18 protein-coding genes are annotated in these 21783 nt (G+C 54.2%); 13 read left to right on the forward strand and 5 right to left on the reverse strand.

The window, feature by feature from the left end; translation table 11 throughout:
• Positions 1–3 precede the first annotated feature (3 nt).
• Positions 4–501, reverse strand: a complete 498-nt coding sequence (gene fae / locus Pla144_RS02345; protein WP_146447706.1) for a formaldehyde-activating enzyme — start codon at positions 499–501, stop codon at positions 4–6.
• A gap of 559 nt (positions 502–1060) precedes the next feature.
• Between fae and Pla144_RS02350 the strand changes: the two genes are divergently transcribed.
• Positions 1061–2155, forward strand: coding sequence for a DUF1559 family PulG-like putative transporter (locus Pla144_RS02350; RefSeq protein WP_197530331.1), 1095 nt, complete (start codon positions 1061–1063; stop codon positions 2153–2155).
• Positions 2156–2232: 77 nt separating this feature from the next.
• On the opposite strand, the gene Pla144_RS02355 is transcribed toward Pla144_RS02350, so the two are convergent.
• On the reverse strand, positions 2233–2607 hold the full coding sequence (locus tag Pla144_RS02355) for a FliM/FliN family flagellar motor switch protein (RefSeq protein ID WP_197530332.1): 375 nt from the start codon (positions 2605–2607) through the stop codon (positions 2233–2235).
• A 200-nt stretch (positions 2608–2807) separates the two neighbouring features.
• Between Pla144_RS02355 and nadA the strand changes: the two genes are divergently transcribed.
• Entirely contained in the window at positions 2808–3944 is a 1137-nt protein-coding gene (gene nadA / locus Pla144_RS02360; RefSeq protein ID WP_146447709.1) for a quinolinate synthase NadA, read from the forward strand.
• A 31-nt stretch (positions 3945–3975) separates the two neighbouring features.
• On the opposite strand, the gene Pla144_RS02365 is transcribed toward nadA, so the two are convergent.
• Positions 3976–4656, reverse strand: coding sequence for a hypothetical protein (locus tag Pla144_RS02365; protein ID WP_146447710.1), 681 nt, complete (start codon positions 4654–4656; stop codon positions 3976–3978).
• A gap of 174 nt (positions 4657–4830) precedes the next feature.
• Between Pla144_RS02365 and Pla144_RS02370 the strand changes: the two genes are divergently transcribed.
• Entirely contained in the window at positions 4831–5667 is an 837-nt protein-coding gene (locus Pla144_RS02370; RefSeq protein WP_231936127.1) for a 3-keto-disaccharide hydrolase, read from the forward strand.
• A 43-nt stretch (positions 5668–5710) separates the two neighbouring features.
• Here Pla144_RS02370 and Pla144_RS02375 read toward each other — a convergent pair whose 3' ends face one another.
• Positions 5711–6211 (reverse strand): hypothetical protein, encoded by a 501-nt coding sequence (locus Pla144_RS02375; RefSeq protein WP_146447711.1) that lies wholly within the window; start codon positions 6209–6211, stop codon positions 5711–5713.
• Positions 6211–7327, reverse strand: a protein-coding gene (gene prfB, locus Pla144_RS02380) for a peptide chain release factor 2 (RefSeq protein ID WP_391580956.1) whose coding sequence is annotated in 2 segments (ribosomal slippage) — positions 6211–7257 and positions 7259–7327 — 1116 coding nt in all. Because the reading frame shifts where the segments join, the coding sequence is not laid out codon by codon here. Before prfB ends, Pla144_RS02375 begins: the two co-directional genes overlap by 1 nt.
• A gap of 230 nt (positions 7328–7557) precedes the next feature.
• Here prfB and mnmA point away from each other — a divergent pair.
• From mnmA to Pla144_RS02430, 10 genes are all read left to right on the forward strand, one after another.
• Positions 7558–8670, forward strand: a complete 1113-nt coding sequence (mnmA, locus tag Pla144_RS02385; protein ID WP_146448978.1) for a tRNA 2-thiouridine(34) synthase MnmA — start codon at positions 7558–7560, stop codon at positions 8668–8670.
• 72 nt (positions 8671–8742) lie between these two features.
• Positions 8743–9597, forward strand: coding sequence for a DUF502 domain-containing protein (locus Pla144_RS02390; protein WP_146447713.1), 855 nt, complete (start codon positions 8743–8745; stop codon positions 9595–9597).
• Between the two features lie 72 nt (positions 9598–9669).
• A complete protein-coding gene (locus Pla144_RS02395) occupies positions 9670–10269 on the forward strand; it encodes a DUF3611 family protein (RefSeq protein WP_146447714.1) in 600 nt (199 codons plus the stop codon).
• Positions 10270–10329: 60 nt separating this feature from the next.
• The gene (locus Pla144_RS02400) at positions 10330–11223 is read left to right on the forward strand and encodes a YihY/virulence factor BrkB family protein (RefSeq protein WP_146447715.1); all 894 of its coding nucleotides are present in this window, start codon (positions 10330–10332) and stop codon (positions 11221–11223) included.
• Positions 11220–11963 (forward strand): carbonic anhydrase family protein, encoded by a 744-nt coding sequence (locus tag Pla144_RS02405; protein WP_146447716.1) that lies wholly within the window; start codon positions 11220–11222, stop codon positions 11961–11963. Before Pla144_RS02400 ends, Pla144_RS02405 begins: the two co-directional genes overlap by 4 nt.
• A 173-nt stretch (positions 11964–12136) precedes the next feature.
• Positions 12137–13429: an efflux RND transporter periplasmic adaptor subunit gene (locus tag Pla144_RS02410; protein WP_231936128.1), complete on the forward strand. Its 1293-nt coding sequence runs from the start codon at positions 12137–12139 to the stop codon at positions 13427–13429.
• Positions 13426–16557 (forward strand): efflux RND transporter permease subunit, encoded by a 3132-nt coding sequence (locus Pla144_RS02415; RefSeq protein ID WP_146447718.1) that lies wholly within the window; start codon positions 13426–13428, stop codon positions 16555–16557. Before Pla144_RS02410 ends, Pla144_RS02415 begins: the two co-directional genes overlap by 4 nt.
• A gap of 83 nt (positions 16558–16640) precedes the next feature.
• Positions 16641–18134: a DcaP family trimeric outer membrane transporter gene (locus Pla144_RS02420; RefSeq protein WP_146447719.1), complete on the forward strand. Its 1494-nt coding sequence runs from the start codon at positions 16641–16643 to the stop codon at positions 18132–18134.
• Positions 18135–18247: 113 nt separating this feature from the next.
• On the forward strand, positions 18248–20065 hold the full coding sequence (locus Pla144_RS02425; RefSeq protein WP_146447720.1) for an SLC13 family permease: 1818 nt from the start codon (positions 18248–18250) through the stop codon (positions 20063–20065).
• Between the two features lie 42 nt (positions 20066–20107).
• Positions 20108–21751, forward strand: a complete 1644-nt coding sequence (locus Pla144_RS02430) for an AbgT family transporter (protein ID WP_146447721.1) — start codon at positions 20108–20110, stop codon at positions 21749–21751.
• Positions 21752–21783: the final 32 nt, after the last annotated feature.

Genomic DNA, 21783 nt, shown 5'->3' on the forward strand with positions numbered 1-21783 from the left:
AACCTAAAACCCACGGAAGGGGTGGGCAGCTTCGTCTTTACCAGCCAGCATTTCATCGACACTGGGCTTGTTTTCCATCGCGTTCTTGACGGCCATCTTCGTGGCCTCGTAGTTGTAGTCGTAGATCTTCTTGTCGTCGGCCGCTTCGGGGTGAATGAACACGCCACAGACGCAAACCAAATTCTCGGCATCGCCCTTCTTGATCACACCGTCAGAGACGCTGTCGGCAATCGCCTTGGCGACGGCGGCCTGGGCGGGGCCGAACATCTGCACGGCTTGGCGCATTCCCTTGATGGTCACCTTGGTAATCATCACGGTAGCAGGCTTGACGGCGAGGTTGGGGGTTAACACGGCCAACAGGTTGCTGTGGCCTTCGCTCTGTCGAGCCAAGGCATTGGCGAACGCGGTCCCGACGGGGCCGTCCTTCGAGCCGATCAAGAGATCGATATGGGCAATCTCGTTACCATCGCCGGACAAAGCCTCACCAATAAACATCGACATAAAAATTCTCCTAAAACCTAGATACCGGGAAAGTTTGTTGTCGAGTGGTAGCGGCGTGGCCGGAGTGGCATGGCCGCGGGTATAGCTGGCAATGGAAGAGTTCACTTCGCCAGGTGACACCAGTCCTCTCAGTTGTTACTTAGAGCCATAACATACCATTGAGGAGCAACGGGCTTCAACTGGCGGAGTGAATTAAAGGTCAATGGCCAATGTCCAATATCCAAGGCCCAATTGACAAAGGTTGCAATTAAGCCCGAAATTGGTCACTGGACCTTGCTCATTGGTCATTTTCTTGTGCCCTCTGCTTGCTGCGAGATTCGTTTGAATAGAGGTTTTTTCCGGATTTCCGATTGCAGGTTCGCGAATTTCGGGGCTACGAATGCTGGACAAGTGGCCCGAATGTTGCGACAATTTAATTGCTGGCCGATTTGTGCGGGAACAGAGAGCAATTTCAGTCATTCGTCGGTAGCCGTTGCTTGCGGCGGCAGTTCGATCATTGAATTCGATAGGTTGGCTAGCCGGGCAACACTCTTCCACCCTACGCATGGAGAAAATCGAGATGAGGCACTCAATTTATCGCCGTAATAATTCTGCTTTCACTCTGGTCGAACTTTTGGTGGTGATCGCCATCATCGGCACGCTAGTGGGCCTGTTGTTGCCTGCCGTGCAATCGGCGCGCGAGGCAGCACGTAGCAATACGTGTAAGAACAACATCAAGCAACTCTCGCTGGCCATGCAGACCCGGGAAACTTCTATTCCATCTTTCCCGGGGTATGTCAATGCGTTGGGGATCAGTCAAAGTCGGAATATGACTCGAGCCAGTTGGCTCGTAACGGTGTTCCCTTATCTTGAGCAAAGTCAGTTGTTTGAACAGTACAGCGGTGGCCTCGTTCCGGATCAGTTGCCTCAGCTAGAGAACCTTATTTGTCCTAGCAATCCTCCTTCGGTACAAAGCGAGCCCAATCTGTCCTACGTGTCGAATTCCGGGTATCTTTTTGCTTGGAATTTTGGTCAATCCGATGGCTGGGAGAACCCTGCGGATGGGGTTTTCTTTGATCAGACTCGTATTGCTGACGTTACTCCTACATCAGGTCCCGCGCCTAGCTGGGTAAGTGTCACCGACAAGCGAGACACGCCTGTGTACGCCCCACGCGTATCCATGTCGATGGCTTATATCCAAAGCAAGGGGGACGGCACGAGCAAGACTTTGATGTTCTCGGAGAGTTTGGCTTCGCTCTTCTATTCCTACCCCTCGCCGCTATCAAGCTCTTCAGCGAAGGATGATTACGAGAGCACCCCGGATCGCAATTTCCATTTTGGCTTCTGTTGGGTCCAGCCTAATGACGTGGCTACAAACAGAGAATTGAGAATTAACGGCAGCAAAGAAGTACCAAACTACATAACATTTGAGGATATGAACGTCCTTGGTGATAATCCGCCACTTCCAGATACAGCTAATCCTGTTGCTAGACCCGGTATCGCGTCCAGCTTCCATCCTGGTGGTGTCAATGTGGCCTTTGTTGGCTCTCAGGTGTCATTTATCTCAGATCAGATTTCTCCGTTTGTTTTCGCACAATTGATGACCTCTAATCATAAGAAGTCGAGTCTCAGTGGAGATGCGACAGAGCCTGAGCCAGCGGACGGGCAGTTCTAAGTCGAATTACTTAGCAATGACCAAGCGCGGGGTGCCAATGGGCACCCCGTTTTTATTGGGAGCGAGAAGAGCTGCGACTACCCAGTCTTCTTGCGCAGCTGAGAAAAGTGTTCTCGCGGCAAAGTCATGGTCGCGGTGCGGAAGCCGAACTTGTCGCCTACTTTAACGGCTTCGCCCTGAGCCACCTGCTGATTGCCGACGAAGAGTTGCAGCAGTTCGTCGCACGGCTTCTCGAATTTGATGATCGTGCCGGGAGCCATCTCTACGATGTCTATCAGGTTTTCCTTCTTGCTGGCTAGCACCACGCGGACCGGCACGGTTATCTTGAGAAGACTGCGAGTGTAGTCGGGGAGTTCGGCAAAGCTGGTCGGGTGACGTCCATGCGGTTGCTCCGATGGGCTTTGCTCCTGGGGAGCGGCATCGTCAGCAGTTTCTGGAATGGAATCACTCATAGAGAAGTTCAAAGATTGCGGTGCAAGCGTCGGCAAACGTACCATCAGCGGGCGCATCCCCTGCGCAGGCAGATATGGGTATCTATCGACCAACGAGGCGTTAAACTTTGCCCAGTTGACCGCTGCCTGTTTTCTCTAGTTGCTATCGCCTATAATTGGGCTGCTCTTTTGCTAGCACACCGCCAACCGGGTGAAATCTGATGACCGCCACGCTTGATGCCCCGAAATTCGAATTGAAACCCTATAAATCGCTCTCGAACGAGCAATTGCAGGAGCGGATCCAGAAGATACGCGATGAGTTGGGGCCGAAGCTGCTGATTCTGGGGCACCACTATCAGCAAGACGAAGTGATCGCCCAGGTTGATCTCACCGGCGACAGTTATCAACTGAGCCAGATGGCCGCCGATTCGAGCGACTGCCGAGCGATCGCTTTCTGTGGCGTGCACTTCATGGCCGAGACGGCCGACATCCTGGCCAATCGGCCCGAGAAACTTGCTGAACGCGGAGGGGAACGGGTTCGCGTGATACTGCCCGACATGGCGGCAGGTTGTTCGATGGCCGATATGGCGGCAATCGACCAGATCGAGGACGCCTGGGATCAACTTGGCGAGGTACTCGACACCGAGGACATCACGCCGGTCACATACATCAACTCGGCCGCGAGCTTGAAGGCGTTTGTCGGTCGCCATGGGGGGATCGTATGTACTTCGTCGAATGCCCAGGCCGCGCTGGAATGGTCGTTTGCCAAAACGTCGCGAGTGATGTTTTTCCCCGATCAGCATCTGGGCCGTAACACGGCGCTGGGGATGGGGATCACCACCGACGAGATGCCCGTGTGGGACCCGTATGCTGAGGAGCTGGGTGGCAACTCGGCTGAGATGCTCCAGCAAAGCAAGGTAATTCTATGGAAGGGGCATTGCAGCGTACACCAAATGTTTCGCCCCGAGCATGTAGCTTTGTTTCGCGAGCAGCATCCGGGAATCAAGATTCTGGTCCACCCGGAATGCCCGCGAGAGGTGTTCGAAATCGCCGACGAGTTTGGCTCTACGGGCAAGATCATCCGCATGGTGGAGTCTGCCCCCCCCGGCACCAAGTGGGCCATCGGCACGGAACTGCATTTGGTGAATCGGCTCAAGCAGGAGCACCCCGAGCAGGAAGTTTATTTCTTGTCGCCGGTGGTATGCATGTGTGCGACGATGTATCGGATCGATTTGGCGCACCTGTGTTGGAGTCTAGAGAATCTGGTCGCGGGGACGCCAGTCAACACGATCGAAGTAGACGAAGAGACAGCGCGCTGGTCGCTAGTAGCGCTGGAGCGGATGCTAGAAGTGCGATGACCCATCGAGTCGTATCGTTACATCGCATGATCTACGCCGCGTCGTGTTCGCGGCAGTAGGCGACCATCTCGTCGATGCTCATTCCCGTTTTATCGATCTTGACGATGCCGTCGGCGGAAGGCGCTGCAGCTTTCGCGGGTGCGGGTTCTGACGCTGGGGTGGGCTCGGGTTCGACGGCCGCTGAAGCGGCCTCGCCACCGTCGGACTTTTGGGAGTCACCGCCGCGGGCGGCGGCTAGCATGTCGGCGACAGACATCTTGCTGCGGTCGGGCTTGCCGCCTGATGCGGGTTTGGGTTCCGCTTTGGGCTTTGGTTTCGCAGGTGCTGAAGCAGCTTCTCCACTGGTGGATTTTGCTGCGCCGCCCCCTTTGAGTTTGGCGAGAATGTCGGCGGTGGAGGGTTTGCCTGCGGGTTTTGATTCCCCAGCCGCTGGAGCGGCCTTGCTGGCTGCGGGTTTAGCGGCAGGTTTCTTCGGCTCGGCCTTCTTCTCTTTTGGGAGCGGTTTGTCGACGACTTTGAGGTAGTCCAGATCAATGTCGAACCAGCCAATGTTGAGGTGGTAGTCCTGGAACTCGACGAGGGCGCGGCCGCTCATGTTGACCGTTTTGACCTGTCCCACAAGGTCTGCGAACCGTGCCAGCTCGGGCTGGCTGGCGTCGACCACCACGTACTTGTCGGTGTATTCCTGTTTGATCTTTTCAATGTTCGCCATGACCATTGCCGGAATCGACTCCTAACTCTGCAGCTCAGGGGAAGAAAAACGAACTGAAATTGTGGCCAATAATACGGCCTCTGGCAATGACCTCAATGGTTTTCCTTGCGAACCGGCACGGGATACTCAATAATTGCCGAAAATCCGCTTTTCCCTATAACTTGGAGATATTCGATGATGAATTCAGCGTTTGGACGAATCACGTCGTTTTTTGCATTCTCTATTGCCTCTTGTATCGCATTTATTCCGCTCAGTGCCAAAAACCTTGAGTACCTGCCTGGCATCGATTGGCCCGAGCCCCCCGTGGTAACTCCAGGGGCAACCAGTTCGGATCCTCCCTCCGATGCGATCGTGTTGTTTGACGGCAAGGACCTCTCGGCATGGGAAGGGGCCGAGAGCTGGAAGGTTGAAGATGGGGTGGCAATTGCCGGCCCGAATATGATCCATACGAAACAGAAGTTTGGCGATTGCCAACTGCATATTGAATGGTCCGCTCCCTCTCCTGCCAAAGGCCAGGGCCAAGATCGCGGAAACAGTGGCGTGTTTTTTATGGACGTCTATGAATTACAGGTACTCGATTCTTACCAGGCCAAAACCTATTTCGATGGCCAGGCCGGCGCGATCTACAAACAGTCGCCGCCGATGGTCAACGCGATGCGTCCCCCAGGTGAGTGGAACACGTACGACATTATCTGGACTGCCCCCCGTTTCAACTCGGATGGTACGCTTGCGTCGCCTGCCTATCTCACGGCTTTGCAAAATGGCGTGTTGATCCAAAATCATTATGAACTAGCCGGGGGAACCTATTGGAACGAACCTCCCAATTACAAGATGCATCCCGACAAACTGCCCATCTCCCTGCAATATCACGGACACCCAGTGCGCTATCGCAATATCTGGGTGCGTGACTTCAAACAGATCAAGGGGATCCAAGCCAGAGAACCGATGTTCCACGATCACGACAGTGACAAGAAGTGGAAAGCAAGCGAAGGGACCGACCCCCCTAGCTGAGTGCAAAAGGTAATTCCGGACCGCGTGGCGGTCCGGCTGGGGATCATACCCGCGCGGCGTATTTCCACTGGAGGGTGGTGGGGAACTCCAGAGGGACTTCAGCAGCGGAAGCGATGCAGATTTGCTCCGAGTCATTTAACATCGCTTTGCCACTCAAAGTGTGGAGCATTTCCTGCGCTGAATCGTGCATGACTTCATACTTACTCCCCAGCCATGGCGGCTTTGCTTTGAGCCGACACGCGACTTCAAACACCAAGCGATTGGCAGACATGGATTGGACACTGAGTGACCAATGGCAAACGGAAGTCGCGCCGGTCAGAAAGAGAACCTGTTCCTGTTGATGCAGTTCGAACAGACAGGGGCTCGCCGGGAATAATTCGTCCTCCGCGCCTTCTAGGGAGGTGACAACTGGAACCGCCGTGTCGCAGGTGACGCGATAAATCGTGTGAAAGTAGCGATCATCGCGCCAGTGGAACTCGACTCGCAAGCCCTGACGCTGCTCGTCGAGTGCATCCAGAGCAACCATCGGCGGGGGGCTGGCCACTACTCGTCGTCCTCTTCCACAGGATGACCGGCGCGCCAGCGTAGCACCGAGTCCAGAAAACCCTGGATGTCGCCGTCCAGCACGGTGTGGAAGTTGCCCATCTGAAATTTGGTGCGGGCGTCTTTCACTCGCTGATCGGGATGCAGGAAGTAATTGCGAATCTGGGAACCGAAACCGCTTTTAGCCTGCTGCTGGTATTTGATCGCGTCCTCGGCTTCGCGTTTTTCTTCTTCGACACGGGCCATGCGTGCCCGGAGCATTTTCCAGGCGGTCGCGCGATTCTTGTGTTGGCTCCGCTCGTTCTGACACTGCACGACGATGTTCGTGGGGATGTGCGTCAGGCGAATCGCGCTGGAAGTCTTGTTCACATGCTGGCCCCCCGCACCAGAAGCGCGGAAAGTGTCTTCGCGAACATCCTCTTCATCGATCTCGATAGCGACCGAGTCAGAAATCTCGGGAGAGACATCCACCGCGGCAAAACTGGTTTGGCGTTTCCCTTCACTGTTGAACGGGCTGATCCTCACGAGGCGATGCATGCCAGTCTCACCACGCAAGTATCCGTAGGCCATTGGGCCGCGGATAGTGATCGTGGCGTTGTTGATGCCCGCCTCTTCATTGTCCTGGCGGTCAACCAGTTCCACACCGTAGTCGTTTTTCTGGGCCCATTGCATATACATCCGCAGAAGCATCTCAGCCCAGTCGTTGGCGTCAGTGCCGCCGTCACGGGCATTGATGGTGAGTATTGCCCCAGCGGCATCATGCGTGCCATTGAGCAGGGCTTGAAGTTTGAGTTGTTCGATAATCGCTTCGAGTCGGACGACTTCGGCGGGGACCTCAGCGGCGAAGGTTTCGTCATCCTCGGCCATCTCGAGCATGGCATCCAGATCATCACTCGAAGCTAGTGCTTCGGAAAGTGGCTTGACGATCGAGTCGAGCGATTTGCGCTCGGAAACGATCAGCTGGGCAGCTTCCTGACTGTCCCAGAAACTGGGGGCTGCCATCTCGGCATCGATGGCTTCGATACGTGTTTCTTTGGCAGCGCAGTCAAAGAGAGTCCCGCAACTGGAGAATCGCCGTGCGAATCGCGGCCGCGCGATCGTACCATTCTTTTTCCAGTGCCATCGGTGGGGACTCCAAATTTAGGGTGGGAAGGGAAGAGCGGCATTATACGCGTCGCTGGTGAGAGTTGCTAGACGGGCGAAGGACCGAAGAAAAATGACTAAGGACCAATTAACAATGAACGATCTGGTTAAGTTTTCTGCCTTGAATTGGTCATTGGACCTTGCTCATTGGTCATTCTCTCCAGGAGGTAGCCCGTGGTTTGGATTGCTCGTAAACTCAAGGATATGGCACGAGTCGTACTGGCAATGTCGGGCGGAGTAGATTCCAGCGTCGCGGCCCATCTGCTCACCGCAGAGGGACACGAGGTGATTGGAGTCTTCATGCGCCATGGGCAGAAGTCGCCGGTGGCGTGTGGCGAGCCCGCTTCGGCGGGCGGTAGTCTACCCATAGTGAATCGATTGGATCACAAGCAAGGATGCTGTACGGCAGCCGACGCCGAGGATGCACGGCGCGTGGCGGATCGCCTTAATATCCCCTTCTACGCATTAAATCTGGAAGCAGAGTTCACCCGGATCATTGATTACTTCGTCGAGGAGTACACCATTGGACGCACGCCCAATCCGTGCGTGCAGTGCAACAACTGGATCAAGTTTGGCAAGCTTTTTGACTACGCCGACAGTGTTGATGCCGAGTTCGTAGCGACAGGCCATTATGCACGCTTAGAGTCCACGCTTGCGGGTTTGCCCGCCTTGCTGCGAGGGGTCGACAGCGGCAAGGATCAGTCCTACGTACTCTTCGGTATCGAGCGCGACTATCTCAAGCGGATGCTGTTGCCTGTTGGTGAGTATGAGAAACCTGCGATCCGTAGGATCGCGGCTGATCTGGGTTTCAACGTGGCGGAGAAGAAAGACAGCCAAGAAATTTGTTTTGTGACTCAGGGGCGATATGACCAATTCGTGCGGGATCATCGTGAGCCAGTCGATACCTCGGGCGAGTTTGTCACCACCGATGGCACCGTCGTCGGTACACACTCGGGGATCGAAGGGTTTACGGTCGGACAGCGAAAGGGACTGGGCATCGCGCTGGGAGAACCGAAATTTGTCGTGCGTATCGAACCAGATTCGCGACGGGTTGTGCTAGGAGATCGTGAGGAACTTGCACAGCCTTCACTCACTGCGACTCAGACCAATTGGTTGGTTCCTATTGAAGATGTACCACGTCGCTGCCAAGTACAGATTCGTTACAACACGGCACCCGTCTGGGCAGACGTGCAATTGTTGCCGGAGCGGCGCTTGGCAGTGAAATTTGTGGAACCCCAATGTGGCGTTGCGCCCGGGCAGGCAGTTGTCTGCTACGACGGGGATCGCACACTTGGGGGTGGCTGGATTGAGTCGTGACAATGAATTTCTTTGCTTCGACGTATTTCTTTGGTTCGACTTAGCTTCCTCAACTCGTAGACACTGGTCTAGTTGAATTGGTCTGGTGAGCAAGCTACAATCCTCAACACAGGCGGCGGGCCGCCCCGCGATATACCGATTTGTACTTTGCTCACGCTTCGGCCCGGTATTATCGAAACGCTGCGTTCTCAAAATTCCTGCAAGCAGTTTGAGGGACTGGTGATGAAAGTAGGGGAAGAAAAACTGACGCTTTCACAGCGGATCAGCCAGCCATTTATTACCGGGCTGATCGGATTTCTTCCCTTGGCCCTCACGCTTGCCATTCTGGCGTGGGTGGTTGTTTTTCTGCACGATCTCGTAGGACCAAAAAGTGAGTTTGGAAAAATCCTCTCCAAGGCTGGATTGAACTTAGTAGTCTGTGAGTCGATTGCCTATCTCGTGGGATTAGTAGGTACTTTAGTAGTGGTCTACGTTTTCGGCTTGCTCGTCGAAAGTGGAAGGGCAGGACGCTACCATTTTGTTGTCGAAGGTGCCCTGCACCGTGTTCCCTTGGTGGGAACCATCTACGATGCATCCAAGCAGCTTACCAGTGTGTTCGATCGCAAGAACGAAGACGTCAAGGCAATGTCACCGGTGTTGTGTACCTTCGGTGGGCAAGGGGGGGCAGCCATGTTGGCTTTGTTGCCGAGTCCCAAGGTCGTTCACATCGACGGTTATGACTATCATGTGGTTATCGTCCCCACGGCGCCGGTTCCATTCGGTGGAGCCTTAGTGCTGGTTCCCGTAGACAGTGTGAAACCTGCCGGTTGCAGCGTCGATGGGCTGGTGAGTGTCTTTATGTCAATGGGAGCCAGTGCTCCCCAGGTTCTCGGTACAGCGAAAGACGACAAGTTAGAAATTTGCGAAAACGATCAGGCACCAGAATAGATTTCGTTTTTTCACGGCCGCAAGCCGAAAATTCCAATTTCAGAACAGACCGTTCGCAACCATTGGTCAGCCATGTTTAAAAAATTCTCGCTATTTTCCTCGCAGCCTCAAAGTATCGCCAAGGTGTTTTCGCGACTCGGCTGGATTGGATTCTGGTTGCAGCTCATTCTGGCCGCCTTGCCGATCCTCTTGATGATCTATGTGTTGTTCTTCTGCGAATCTGCAGCCTATCAACGCGGTGTTATGGGAATCGGCGAATACCTGGGATTGATTGGCTTGGCAATTCTGATGTTCACGATCTTCTGGTCCTATCGCTATACACGACTGGCGAGGCGAATTGCCGACCCTGATCGGCGGCCCCCCAAGTCATCGGTGGAAGGAACCTTGTGGATCGGCTTGTGGGCAAGTTGCCTGGGTATCCTGTTCTCGATGTTGTTGATGGTGTTCGAAGTGGGGCGATTGCTGTTTATTTTCCTGCGAGCACCTCAAGGGGGAGTTCCGGTCATGCGCACTGAGACGGCGAATCCATCGAATTGGGTGTCCGCGATCGACATGGTTGGGTTATTGGCCGACCTCTCGGTGTTGGCGGCCGAACTGTTGGTGTTGGCCTTTACACTTTGGCTGCTCTTTCGGATGACCAAGGCAACGGAGTACGACCAGAATGTGGCATGATGCGATCGAATTGCGACTAACAGTCGAACAAAGAGACTTGGGTAACTGTGTTGGATCCGCATGAATAAATCACGTTCCTTGCGAGCATTCATCGCGCAGCTCTACAAGACTTACACTTTAGAACGTCCCACGCATTTCGCAGCATCGCTGGCCTATTACTCACTGTTTTCATTGGTTCCCATCATCTATGTCGCCATCACCGTGGCCGGTCTGTTTGTGGATAACGATGCTGCCTCTGATCGCTTGATGGATAACATCGACTCTGTGTTTGGGGCCGATGTGGCGGAAATGGTCATCACAACACTCGAGGAGGTTTCGGACGGGCATGATCAAGGCCCCCTGTGGAAGAGAGGGATCAGTTTCGTCGCCATCCTGGCTGGTGCTTCGCTGGTGTTCTTTCATCTCCAACATGCATTGACCTCAATCTGGAAGATGCCACAGCCAGAGAAAAGTGGCGCAAGAAAAATGATTTGGGACCGGATGTTGGCCTCCGTAATCGTGTTGGGCATCGGTCTGCTGATCGTCCTGATCACGCTGACAAACTTTGTGATATCGATCTTGAATTCACAATTCAACATCGAACAGACTAGACCACTGATCAGCTTGATCGCAACAGTGCTCGTGGGCACCCTGTCATTGGCGTTGATGTTTAAGTACATGACCAATGCCATCGTGGCTTGGAGGGACTCCTTGGTGGGGGGACTGGTCACAACACTGTTGTTGGTTGTCGGAGCTAACCTGTTGGGTCGATTTGTGGCACAGGGGAACTTCGGATCGGCCTTTGAAGCAGCGGGGACCGTCGCGGTGCTGTTGATCGCCGTCTATTTTCTTGCCCAGTGCTTGGTGTTTGGGACAGTATTTACAAGAGTCTACGCCAACATGTATGGCAGCGGAATTCGTCCGCGGATTCAGACAGGGCGACGTAATAACAATTCTAAGGAGAGTGAATCATGATCGGAAAACATTTGTTCTTGTGCGCTATGGGGAGTGCTTCCGTATTACTATGGGGTGGGAACGCAAAAGGTCAGGAGCCGTCTACTAGCGGGGCAGAGTCCAAGCCTCTCGTGGTACGCGTGTTGACTCGAGAGGAGCAGGAGAAACTGACTCCTGATGACGTGATCGAATTGTTGAAGAATGGAAACAAGCGATTCACCGCAGGAACGCTGACTAGCCGTGATCATTCCAAGATGATTCGTGAGGCAGCGCTAAATCAGTTTCCCAAGGCGGTCATCTTGTCTTGCTTGGATTCACGCATTCCCGTGGAGGATGTTTTTGATCGGGGGATTGGCGATATCTTTGTGGCCCGCGTGGCAGGCAACTTTGCCAACACCGACATCTTGGGAAGCATGGAATTTGCATGCAAGGTATCGGGTTCAAAACTTGTCTTTGTGCTCGGCCACGAGCATTGCGGTGCGGTGAAGGGAGCCATCGACGGCGTCGAGTTGGGCAACATCACCCCGATGCTCGCGAACATTACGCCTGCGGTCGATCATTTTGCCGCTTACAGGGGAGAAAAGTCGAGCGAAAACGAGGAATTCGTAGAAAAGGTGGCAGAGCAAAATGTGCGAATGACCATCGAAAACATTCGAAAACACAGTCCGATTCTTAAAGAGATGGAAGCCGACGGCGAGATCAAGATCGTCGGGGGTATGTATGACATGAATTCGGGGGAAGTCCACTTTTTTGACAAGTGACCGTGCTATAGTAGAGTAGCTGGACAAGCCCAATGCAATTCGGCATACTTTTTTGCTTCGGTGGCGAAACTGTGATCGGTTTTTGCCGGCGATAGAAATGATTTACTGTTTGCGGCATCGAGCCGTCTCAGGCAACTTTCTAACAACTATCGGAACAAAGAATGCGAGTTCAGATGGCAACGAAGAGATTTCTTCCTGTTCGGCTTGCCGGGTATTTGTCTTGCGCAGCTATCTTGTTCGTGAGTGGGTGCCGACCGGAGGAGTCGCCTCCAGTCCCTGGGGTTCGCCCCGTGAAGACTATGGTCGTGACTGCCGGAGACGGAGAACGATTGCGCTCCTTTCCTGGGACGGTTGAGGCCTCGCGACGCGTGGAGCTTGCCTTCCGAGTACCGGGATTGCTCGCCGAACTGCCGGTTAAGGAAGGGCAAGAGGTTGTCAAAGGGGACTTAATCGCCCAACTTCGGCAGGGGGAATTTGAGGCTCGACTCAAGTCGCTCCAAGGAGAATTGGGACAGGCTCGTGCAAACCTTGCTGCTTTGCTGGGGGGCGAACGGCCTGAGGAAATGCGTCGCCGAGAGGCCCAAGTTAGGGCGACCGAGGCCAGAGTGGCTAATACGCGAATGATACTTGCTCGCAACCAGCAGTTGATCACCCAGAGGGCGGTCTCGCAGCAGGAATTAGAGAAGTCGGAATTAGACTATCAGGTCGCCCAAGAGGAGAACACTGCAGCAGTCGAGTTATTGCAAAAAGGAACTCGTGGTCGCAACGAGGATATCGAGGCGTCCGAGGCCCAAGTGCGGGGATTAGAAGGTCGAGTGGTGGAAGCACAAATCCAACTCGACGACTCCAATCTGCGAGCCCCTTACGACGGAGTCATTGCCCAGCGGTTTGTCGATGAGGGCCAAAACATCACTCCGAACACCCCTGTTGTGCAATTTCAAGATCTCAACGAGATCGACATTGTTGTGGATGTCCCCGAGGCAGTGATGGTGGGCGAGATACAGTTAGCCGACATCGTGGATATGTCTGCCGAGATAAGCTCCGTTCCAGGAGTTGATTTCCCTGTGCGAATCCGGGAGGTTAGCCAGGTAGCAGATCCCGTGACGCAGACTTTCAAAATTCGTGCAGCAATGCAGTCTCCTGAAAACTTGCGTGTGCTTCCTGGCATGACCGCCAACGTCAACGTCCGCTACCACCGGTCCCGCGCTTTAGCAGAGAACCATATTTGGATACCCATTGAAGCCGTTGGCGTGACACCCGCCGGGGAGCAATTGGCATGGGTCTTTGGTGAAGAGGACACGGTTTCCAAACGCCCGATCAAGCTGGGAGCGACCGCAGCTGGTCGGATCGAAATCGTCGAGGGGCTCGAGCCGGGGGACCGCATTGTCGTCGCGGGTGTGCGATTTCTCCGTGAAGGGATGAGAGTCCGAGATCTCGGGGATGCGTTGGGAAGGGCTACGCCATGAATCCCGGCGTACTTTCCGTCAAACATAATCGCGTGGTTTTCGTCGCGATGGCGCTGTTGATCGTGGGTGGCGCTTCAGCCTACATGTCATTGGGGCGGCTGGAAGACCCTGAATTCACCATCAAGCAGGCGCTCATCATTACGCCTTATCCTGGTGCCAGTGCGGAAGAAGTTGCTCTGGAGGTCACCAACCATATCGAAACTGCCTGCCAGCAGCTTGGCCAGCTCGATCGGGTGGAGTCGGAGTCGGTGCGCGGGCGTTCCATTGTGAAAGCCTTCATCCGCGACCGGTACGACAAACATCGGATGCCCCAGGTGTGGGACGAGTTGCGTCGCAAAATAAACGACGTCCAACCACAACTTCCCCCCTCGGTCCGCGGACGGACGATGGTGGTCGACGACTTTGGCGATGTGTATGGCGTGTTTCTTGCAATCACCGGCGAAGGGTTCACCTATCCCGAGCTCCGAAGGTATGCCGAGTTTCTGCGCCGTGAGTTAAAGCTCGTTGATAACGTGCAAAAGGTCGATCTGTTTGCTGAACAGCAGGAGCAAGTGTTTCTGGAAATCTCGCGACAACGCCTCTCGCAACTTGGCATTAACGAGGATGCGATTTACCGCTTGCTGCAGGAAAAGAACATAGCCGCTGATGGAGGTCGAATCCAGGTCGGCGACGAGCATCTGCCAGTCGATCCCGCAGGGGGCTTTCGCATACCTGAGGAGATGCTCGGCATCGTCATCGGATCGGATAAATCCGGCAGGCAACTTACGCTCGGTGATGTAGCCACACTAGAGCGGGGGTATAGCGATCCTCCTCGCCGAATTCTTCGCTTCGATGGCAAGCCAGCCATTGGAATCGGCATTTCGACGGTGCCTGGCGGTAACGTCGTCTATATGGGCGAGGGTGTCCGTGAAACATTTGCCCGACTCAAACCGTATCAGCCCATCGGTATCGAGATCGGCGAGATCAACTTTCAGCCCGAAGCCGTCACCAAAGCTACCAACGACTTTGTGTTCAATCTATTTAAGGCGGTGAGCATCGTTGTCTTGGTACTCCTGGTGACTATGGGTCGCAAGACAGGCCTGATTATCGGCATGGTGCTTTTCCTCACGATCATGGCAACCTTTCTGGTCATGTCTATGAAAGGCGATCTGCTGATGGAACGTATTTCCCTCGGTGCGCTGATCATCGCCCTCTGCATGTTGACCGACAATGCCATCATCGTCATCGAAGGGATCAAGGTTCGCATCGAAGCGGGCGAAGACAAGTTACAGGTCGTCCGCGATGTCGTCGCACAAAATCAATGGCCGTTGTTTGGTGCCACGGCCATTGGCGTCCTCGCATTCGCCGCGATTGGTCTCTCGGAAGATAGTACTGGTGAATACACCAATTCACTTTTTTGGGTGATCCTCATTGCGCTCAGTTGGAGTTGGGTGACTTCCGTCACAGCGACTCCCTTACTGGGAGCTTTGTTTTTCAAGCCAAGCCAAACAGCCGGCGACGGCAGCGCCCCGGCCGATCCCTATGGCGGCCCGGTCTTTCGCGCCTATCGCTGGCTGCTTGTCATGGCGCTCCGCTATCGATGGCTCGTGATGGCGGCATCGGTCGCACTCTTTGTGGCGTCTCTCTACGGTTTTACGATGGTTAAGCAAAGCTTTTTTCCCCCAGCGACTCGGCCCCAATTTATGGTGGATGTCTTTCTCCCCACCAGCACGCATATTCGCGAGACAGAGGCGTTTGCTGAAGACATCGAAAACTTCATCCAAGAACAGTCTCACGTCACGCACATCGCATCTTTCGTCGGTGGCGGGGGACTACGCTTCCTGCTGGTCTATTCACCTGAATTGGAAAACCGCGCCTTTGTGCAGTTCCTTGTCGAAGTGGACGATCCAGACGCGATAGATGATTTAGTGGATGTCGTGCAAACTCAATTGGACGAAAAGTATCCGGATGCCAACGCCGTTGCCAATAAATTCCTGCTCGGACCAGGCGATGGTGGTCGTATCCAGGCCCGAATTCGCGGACCGGATCCCGACATGCTGCAGCAACTAGCCGACGAAGTCATTCAGGTCTTTGAAACAGACGGCGGTGCGAAAGGAGTCCGACATGACTGGCGCGAGCGCGAGAAAGTGATCCGTCCGACTCTGTTCGAATCACAGGCGCGTCGCAATGGCCTCACCCGTATCGATGTGGCTCAGGCACTGGAAACGAGCCTTGAGGGCCGAGTGGTTGGCTTTTATCGCGATCCGGGGCACGGCGGCACCGGTACAGGCGACTTCCCGCAGGAAACTCGCTTGTTGCCGATCATTGCTCGACCTCCCTTGGGCGAACGCAACGATGTGGCCTCGATCGCCAGCATGCAGATCTGGAGCCCTGTGGCGGGTCGGATGATCCCGCTTAGTCAGGTAGTTTCCGGCGTGGATGTCTCTTGGGAATCTCCCGTGATCATGCGCCGTGATCGTTTTCCCACCATCACGGTCCATGCAGACCCACGCTCTGGATTGCCGAGCCAACTCTTCGGCCGAGTCCGCTCGGCCATTGAAGCGATCGACCTGCCTCCAGGCTATTCGCTGGAATGGGGCGGCGAATACGAAGATTCCCGCGATGCACGTAAAGCGTTGGCAGCACCGCTGCCCTATTTTCTCGCGTTGATGTTTTTTATCGTCGTGTGTCTGTTCAACTCTATGCGTGTTACAGCACTTATCTGGCTGATCATGCCACTGGCTATCATTGGTGTGACGGCTGGACTACTGCTCACCGGGCAGCCCTTCGGATTCATGGCGCTCTTAGGTACGCTGGCCCTTTGCGGCGAACTGATCAAGAGTCAGATCGTCGTGCTCAGCAAGGTTTTCACCGAGATCGAAGAGGGCAAGCCACCTTACGAGGCGATCCTCTACGGGGGCACCAGCAAGATGCGGCCCGTTTGCATGGTCGTTATTACAACGGTTCTCGGCATGATCCCGCTGCTGCAGGACGCCTTTTTCGGCTCCATGGCAGTTTGCATCATGTTCGGCCTCTCGTTCGCTGCCGTGCTATCACTGCTCGTGACTCCGGTGCTCTATGCGATCATGTTCGATATTCATGAGGAACCTGCGCGAGGGACCAACGATCCAGTGCCTGCGAAGGCATAGTTTCTGCAATCGTTAAAGTCAGCCCAGTTTGTAAGACGATAGGACCCGAACAGTCCTTCTCTATATCTTATCAGGGTGACTTCATGTTCGGCTGCATTCGCACGATTTGCACTCAACTTGCGATTGCGCTCCTTGCACCTGCGCTGCTAGCACAAACACAATTGCCTGAGGTGCCGGAATACAATCTTCCGGAACAACAAGACGCACCCGGCGTCTCTTATCAATCCACGTCGCAACAATTACCGAACTACTTCTATACCCAACGCTACTTTGACCAAACCGATGGGGATGGTGCCCGACCGATTGCCGATTATGGTCCGCCGGGATACACGCATCGGGATTATCAAGATGCACCTGGCGAGCCCGAGTGGACGAGACTCACGCCGCCCGTGCGGGTCAGTGCACAAGAAAGGGATCAGCTCGACGTGCGCGGACTCTACCCGGGATCATTTCTGGCTCCAGGTACGAACACGTCTTTCCGCTTACGTGGATTTGTGAGATTAGCTTCGCTCTACGATTTCGATCCTATCGGGAGCACCGATTCGTTCGTGCCCAACACGATACCGGTCCCTCAGCAAGACGGGCAGAACTACAACATGAGCGGTCGCATTAGCCGCTTTGCGTTGGAATCTTGGACACCTACTTCCTATCGCGACTGGAACGTTCATACATTTATCGAAGGCGATTTTTTCAATGGTCCCGCCCAGGCAGCCGGTGGCGGTGGCAATCCGTTTCGGCTGCGGCATGCTTTTTTTGATTTTGGTTACTTTCGTTTTGGCCAGCAGAATTCCGTGTTCATGGATGGCTCGAACTGGCCGAGTCTCGTCGACTTCCAAGGTCCCAACAGTTGGGTCAACCAACGTCAACCCTCAATGCGGGTGACACTCCCGGTGCGCGAACGAATCTTCTGGGCGGCGAGCGTTGAACGCTGCTTCTCGGACATTACGACCAACGGACTAGGCACCAATGTGCAAGAGGTTCCCGACCTTGCAACTCACTTGCGTTTCGAGGCAGATCGAGGACACATTCAGGTGGCGGGTCTCATGCGTACTATTGGTTATCGACCGACTGGTGGGGACGTGACTCAGCAGACTGGGGCAGGAATCAGTGGAAACGTTGTCTTTCATCCCTGGGCGATCTTGTCTGGCTGTGACCCCGTCCACGAAGTAAACCCTTCCGGTTTGACTCGCAGCCGCATTCTGTTGCAAGGTACGTGGGGCTCGGGGATTAGTCGATACATCAACGATCTGGCCGGGCAAGGATTCGACGCTCAAGTAAATCCGATCACAGGTGAATTTGAACTCGTAGATGCGACCGGTTGGAATGCCAGTTACGAACACTGGTTCAACGAACATTGGCTTATGAATTTCACCTATGCCAATGTGAACGTCGACAACAACGCCAACCAACCGGCTACCACCTATGACGCCGCCGAGTATGTGGCTGCCAGCCTCTGGTGGATTCCCGTGCCGCGACTTTCTTTCGGAGTCGAGTACATCACGGGGGAGCGGGAAAACTTGGATGGCGAAAGTGCTCGCGCCCAACGATTACACGGCCTGGCGCAATACAATTTCTAACCACGCGGCTTGTATCGTCCCACACACTTCATTAGAACTAGAGACATAGTTGCCTGCGTAATTCCGCAGGTTTTCTGGCACTGTGTCCTCTTGTTGCTGGTTATCGGTGTGCGATGTCTTCTGAGCTGGCCATAGTCCTCGCCTTGCTAGTGGCTGCGATCGCGATGTTTGCGATCAATAAGCCGCGGATGGACGTGGTTGCGCTGATCATGCTGACGGCCTTGCCGCTGACGGGTGTAATCGATGTCTCCGAAGCTCTAGCAGGATTCAGCGATCCGAATATTGTTCTCATCGCTGCGCTATTTGTAATAGGCGACGGTCTTGTGCGCACAGGTGTCGCGCGGTCCCTGGGTGACTGGTTAACCGTAAAGGCCGGCAGCAACGAGACCAAATTATTGGCGTTACTAATGGCGGTTGTCTGCGGATTGGGTTCCATGATGAGTTCCACCGCGGTGACTGCGATCTTTATTCCCGTGGCGCTACGAATCTCTCAGAGCACAGGCACGCCATCGAGTCGGCTAATGATGCCATTAAGCATGGCAGCCCTCACCAGCGGAATGATGACCTTGATCGCCACCGCCCCTAATCTTGTCGTGAGCAGCGAACTGGAGCGGAACGGTTTCGAGGGCCTTCATTTTTTTGCGTTCACCCCATTTGGCATTCCAGTTTTGGTGCTGGCAATCGCCTACATGATGTTTGCCCGGCGCTGGCTTGGAGGGCATGAAGAAGTTGCGACGGACTACACTGGGGTACCTACCTTGGCTAATTGGGTCGAGGAATATAACCTTGTTGCGCGAGAACACCGCGTGCAAGTCACTGATCAATCTCCTTTCATCGGTGAGACGGTTGAGTCAATTCGACTCCAAGACACATCCGGCGCGAAGATGATCGCCATTCAGCGTGGAAAAGCGCTGATTCACCCAAGCCCGAAAACTCAAATACAGTCCGGCGATATTTTGCTCGTGGATCTGATTGCAGAAGAGTCTGCAGTGGAGGCTCTTCGACAGAAATTCGGACTGGAAGCCTTGCCGCTTACCGGAGACTATTTCACGGATCGATCCCAGGAGATCGGCATGGCCGAGGTCATTCTACCAGCGAATTCGAAGCTCATAGGCAATTCGCTCGTGGAAACCAGTTTCTACGATCAGTATGGGGTGCGGGTAATTGGTGTTCGACGCGGCCTGACCACTATCGAATACGATCTCAAGAACGAAGACCTCCAAATCGGAGATACACTCTTGGTCTTAGGTCCCTGGCGCGAGATTCGCAACTTGCAATCCTATGGCAATGACTTGGTCGTATTCAATTTGCCGGCAGAGATGAAAGATGAACTGCCTGCCCATGGCAGGGCTTCTCAGGCAATCTTCAGTCTGGCATTGGTCATCGGGCTGATGGTAAGTGGAGTGGTCCCCAACGTGTTGGCCGCATTGATTGGTTGCCTTTTGATGGGCGCGCTACGTTGTGTCGACATGAATAGCGCCTATCGCTCGATCGACTGGAAGACACTCGTGTTGATCGTGGGGATGCTGCCATTTTCAATTGCCCTGCAACGTACTGGTGGTGTCGATCTGGTGGCCGACGGGTTGATGAAGGTGATTGGCCAGGCGGGGACATATATGGTGCTGGGAGTTTTGTTTGCCATCACCGCAATGCTGGGAATGTTTATCTCCAACACTGCGACGGCGGTCCTCATGGCACCAGTTGCTATCGCGTTAGCAAAGGACTTGGGAGCTTCCCCCTATCCGTTCGCAATGATCGTCGCCCTGGCCGCCTCATCGGCTTTCATGACCCCTGTCTCCTCGCCGGTCAACACGCTCGTCGTAACGCCGGGGAACTACACTTTTGGCGACTTTGTAAAAATCGGCGTGCCGTTCACGATCATAGTTATGATCGTGTGCGTCGTTATGGTGCCTTGGTTATTACCACTTTGACCCCAACGGGAATAATACCCTAGCAATTGGAAGGTACTAAGAATGAGCCAGTCCAGTGATGCCCCTAAAGGTATGATGCAGCGAATCCTCGACGTTGTCGAGCGAGTGGGAAACCTCGTGCCGCATCCAGTGCTTATTTTTATGACTTTGATTGCGATCGTGATAATTCTGTCGCATATTCTCTACCTAGCTGGAGTTGGAGTTGGAGTTACCTATGAAGCCATCGTGCCGGAAGCAGCGGCCGACGCTGAAACTATTGACGGCATTGACCAGGTCTATGACACAGGAATGCACGTCGACTACGAGGTCATGGACGAAAAGAATTACCACATTGCAGAGCAGTCAATCTCCGTCCGAAGCCTGTTGACTGCCGAGGGGATTCGCTTCATTTATGTTTCCCTGATTCCGAACTTTATGAGTTTTACGGCGGTCGGGTTGATGATTGCGGCCATGGTGGGGGCCGGCGTGGCGGAAGAATCCGGATTGGTCAATGCGATCATTCGCAAGCTCGTGATTGTTTCTCCTCGCTGGGCGTTGATCTACATCCTGTCATTTGTGGGAATCTTATCAAGTATTGCAGCCGACGCGGGCTATCTTGTCTTGATTCCTTTGGCGGGGATCGCGTTTATGAGCGTAGGGCGACATCCCCTCGCAGGGCTGGCATTGGGGTTCGCAGCAGTGGCGGGGGCGTTCACCGTCAATATGCTTATCAAACCATTAGATGCCGTGTTGGTTGAGTTTACGAATGATGCCATCCAACTAGTTGACCCCGATGTCTCGATTGGCCTCGCTTCGAATCTGTGGTTTTCCATCGCTTCGGTTGTCGTACTCACGTTTGTTCTGGCAATTATTACGGAAAAAATAATCGAACCCCGTCTGGGAAAATACGATCCAAAATTAGCTGGAGACGACCAACCCGACGTTCAGCAAGGAGCTCTTACTGCCGATGAATCGCGCGGCCTCAAGTTTGCATCGATTGCACTGTTAATAACGCTTGGTGTTTTCGGGTATTTGACTTTGCCGGCCAACGCCATCCTTCGCAGCCCGGAGACGGGTGAACTGATCGGGAATTCCCCCTTCATGAACGGCTTGATTGCATTGATTATGATTCTGTTTCTGGTGACTGGTTCTGCCTATGGGTTCGGGGCCAGAACAATCACAAGCCTCACCGGCAATATTAAAGCGATGGAAAAGGCGATGTCGGGATTGGGGAGCCTCATTCTGCTGTTCCTTGTCCTCAGCCAGTTTGTGGCCTATTTCAACTACACCAACATGGGCACGATCTTGGCTTTAAAATTGGCTGAGATTCTGAAAGCCGCCAATTTCCCGGCGCTGCTCTTGCTCATTGGTTTTATCGTCGTGGTCGCCTTGATCGACCTTCTGATTACGGGTGCGATTGCGAAGTGGGCCTTGTTTGCCCCGATTTTTGTACCGCTATTGATGACTCTCAGCGTGGCACCTGAAGCTGTGTTAGCCGCCTACCGTGTTGCTGACTCGCCGATGAATACGATCACACCGCTTAATGCCTATTTCGCCCTGGTAGTTGGCTTTGCTCAGAAGTACGACAAAAGCGCGGGGGTTGGGACGGTTGTATCCCTGATGCTTCCCTATGTGGTTATCTTGTTCATTCTTTGGACTGCACTCTTTGCGGCATGGCAATGGATGGGACTTCCCTGGGGTCTGTAACCAAGGGCTTGCTAGTATTTCTCGTAATGCGA

The organism is Bythopirellula polymerisocia (assembly GCF_007860015.1).
GTDB classification, from domain to species: domain Bacteria; phylum Planctomycetota; class Planctomycetia; order Pirellulales; family Lacipirellulaceae; genus Bythopirellula; species Bythopirellula polymerisocia.

Excerpts from the sequence above, each read along its gene's own strand:
- Pla144_RS02430 (WP_146447721.1), top strand. The coding sequence starts at position 20,108 with ATGAGCCAGTCCAGTGATGCCCCTAAAGGTATGATGCAGCGAATCCTC.
- Pla144_RS02405 (WP_146447716.1), top strand. The coding sequence starts at position 11,220 with ATGATCGGAAAACATTTGTTCTTGTGCGCTATGGGGAGTGCTTCCGTA.
- fae (WP_146447706.1), bottom strand. The coding sequence starts at position 501 with ATGTCGATGTTTATTGGTGAGGCTTTGTCCGGCGATGGTAACGAGATT.
- Pla144_RS02400 (WP_146447715.1), top strand. The coding sequence starts at position 10,330 with ATGAATAAATCACGTTCCTTGCGAGCATTCATCGCGCAGCTCTACAAG.
- Pla144_RS02355 (WP_197530332.1), bottom strand. The coding sequence starts at position 2,607 with ATGAGTGATTCCATTCCAGAAACTGCTGACGATGCCGCTCCCCAGGAG.
- nadA (WP_146447709.1), top strand. The coding sequence starts at position 2,808 with ATGACCGCCACGCTTGATGCCCCGAAATTCGAATTGAAACCCTATAAA.
- Pla144_RS02415 (WP_146447718.1), top strand. The coding sequence starts at position 13,426 with ATGAATCCCGGCGTACTTTCCGTCAAACATAATCGCGTGGTTTTCGTC.
- Pla144_RS02370 (WP_231936127.1), top strand. The coding sequence starts at position 4,831 with ATGATGAATTCAGCGTTTGGACGAATCACGTCGTTTTTTGCATTCTCT.
- Pla144_RS02350 (WP_197530331.1), top strand. The coding sequence starts at position 1,061 with ATGAGGCACTCAATTTATCGCCGTAATAATTCTGCTTTCACTCTGGTC.
- Pla144_RS02365 (WP_146447710.1), bottom strand. The coding sequence starts at position 4,656 with ATGGCGAACATTGAAAAGATCAAACAGGAATACACCGACAAGTACGTG.
- Pla144_RS02410 (WP_231936128.1), top strand. The coding sequence starts at position 12,137 with ATGGCAACGAAGAGATTTCTTCCTGTTCGGCTTGCCGGGTATTTGTCT.
- mnmA (WP_146448978.1), top strand. The coding sequence starts at position 7,558 with ATGGCACGAGTCGTACTGGCAATGTCGGGCGGAGTAGATTCCAGCGTC.
- Pla144_RS02420 (WP_146447719.1), top strand. The coding sequence starts at position 16,641 with ATGTTCGGCTGCATTCGCACGATTTGCACTCAACTTGCGATTGCGCTC.
- Pla144_RS02425 (WP_146447720.1), top strand. The coding sequence starts at position 18,248 with ATGTCTTCTGAGCTGGCCATAGTCCTCGCCTTGCTAGTGGCTGCGATC.
- Pla144_RS02395 (WP_146447714.1), top strand. The coding sequence starts at position 9,670 with ATGTTTAAAAAATTCTCGCTATTTTCCTCGCAGCCTCAAAGTATCGCC.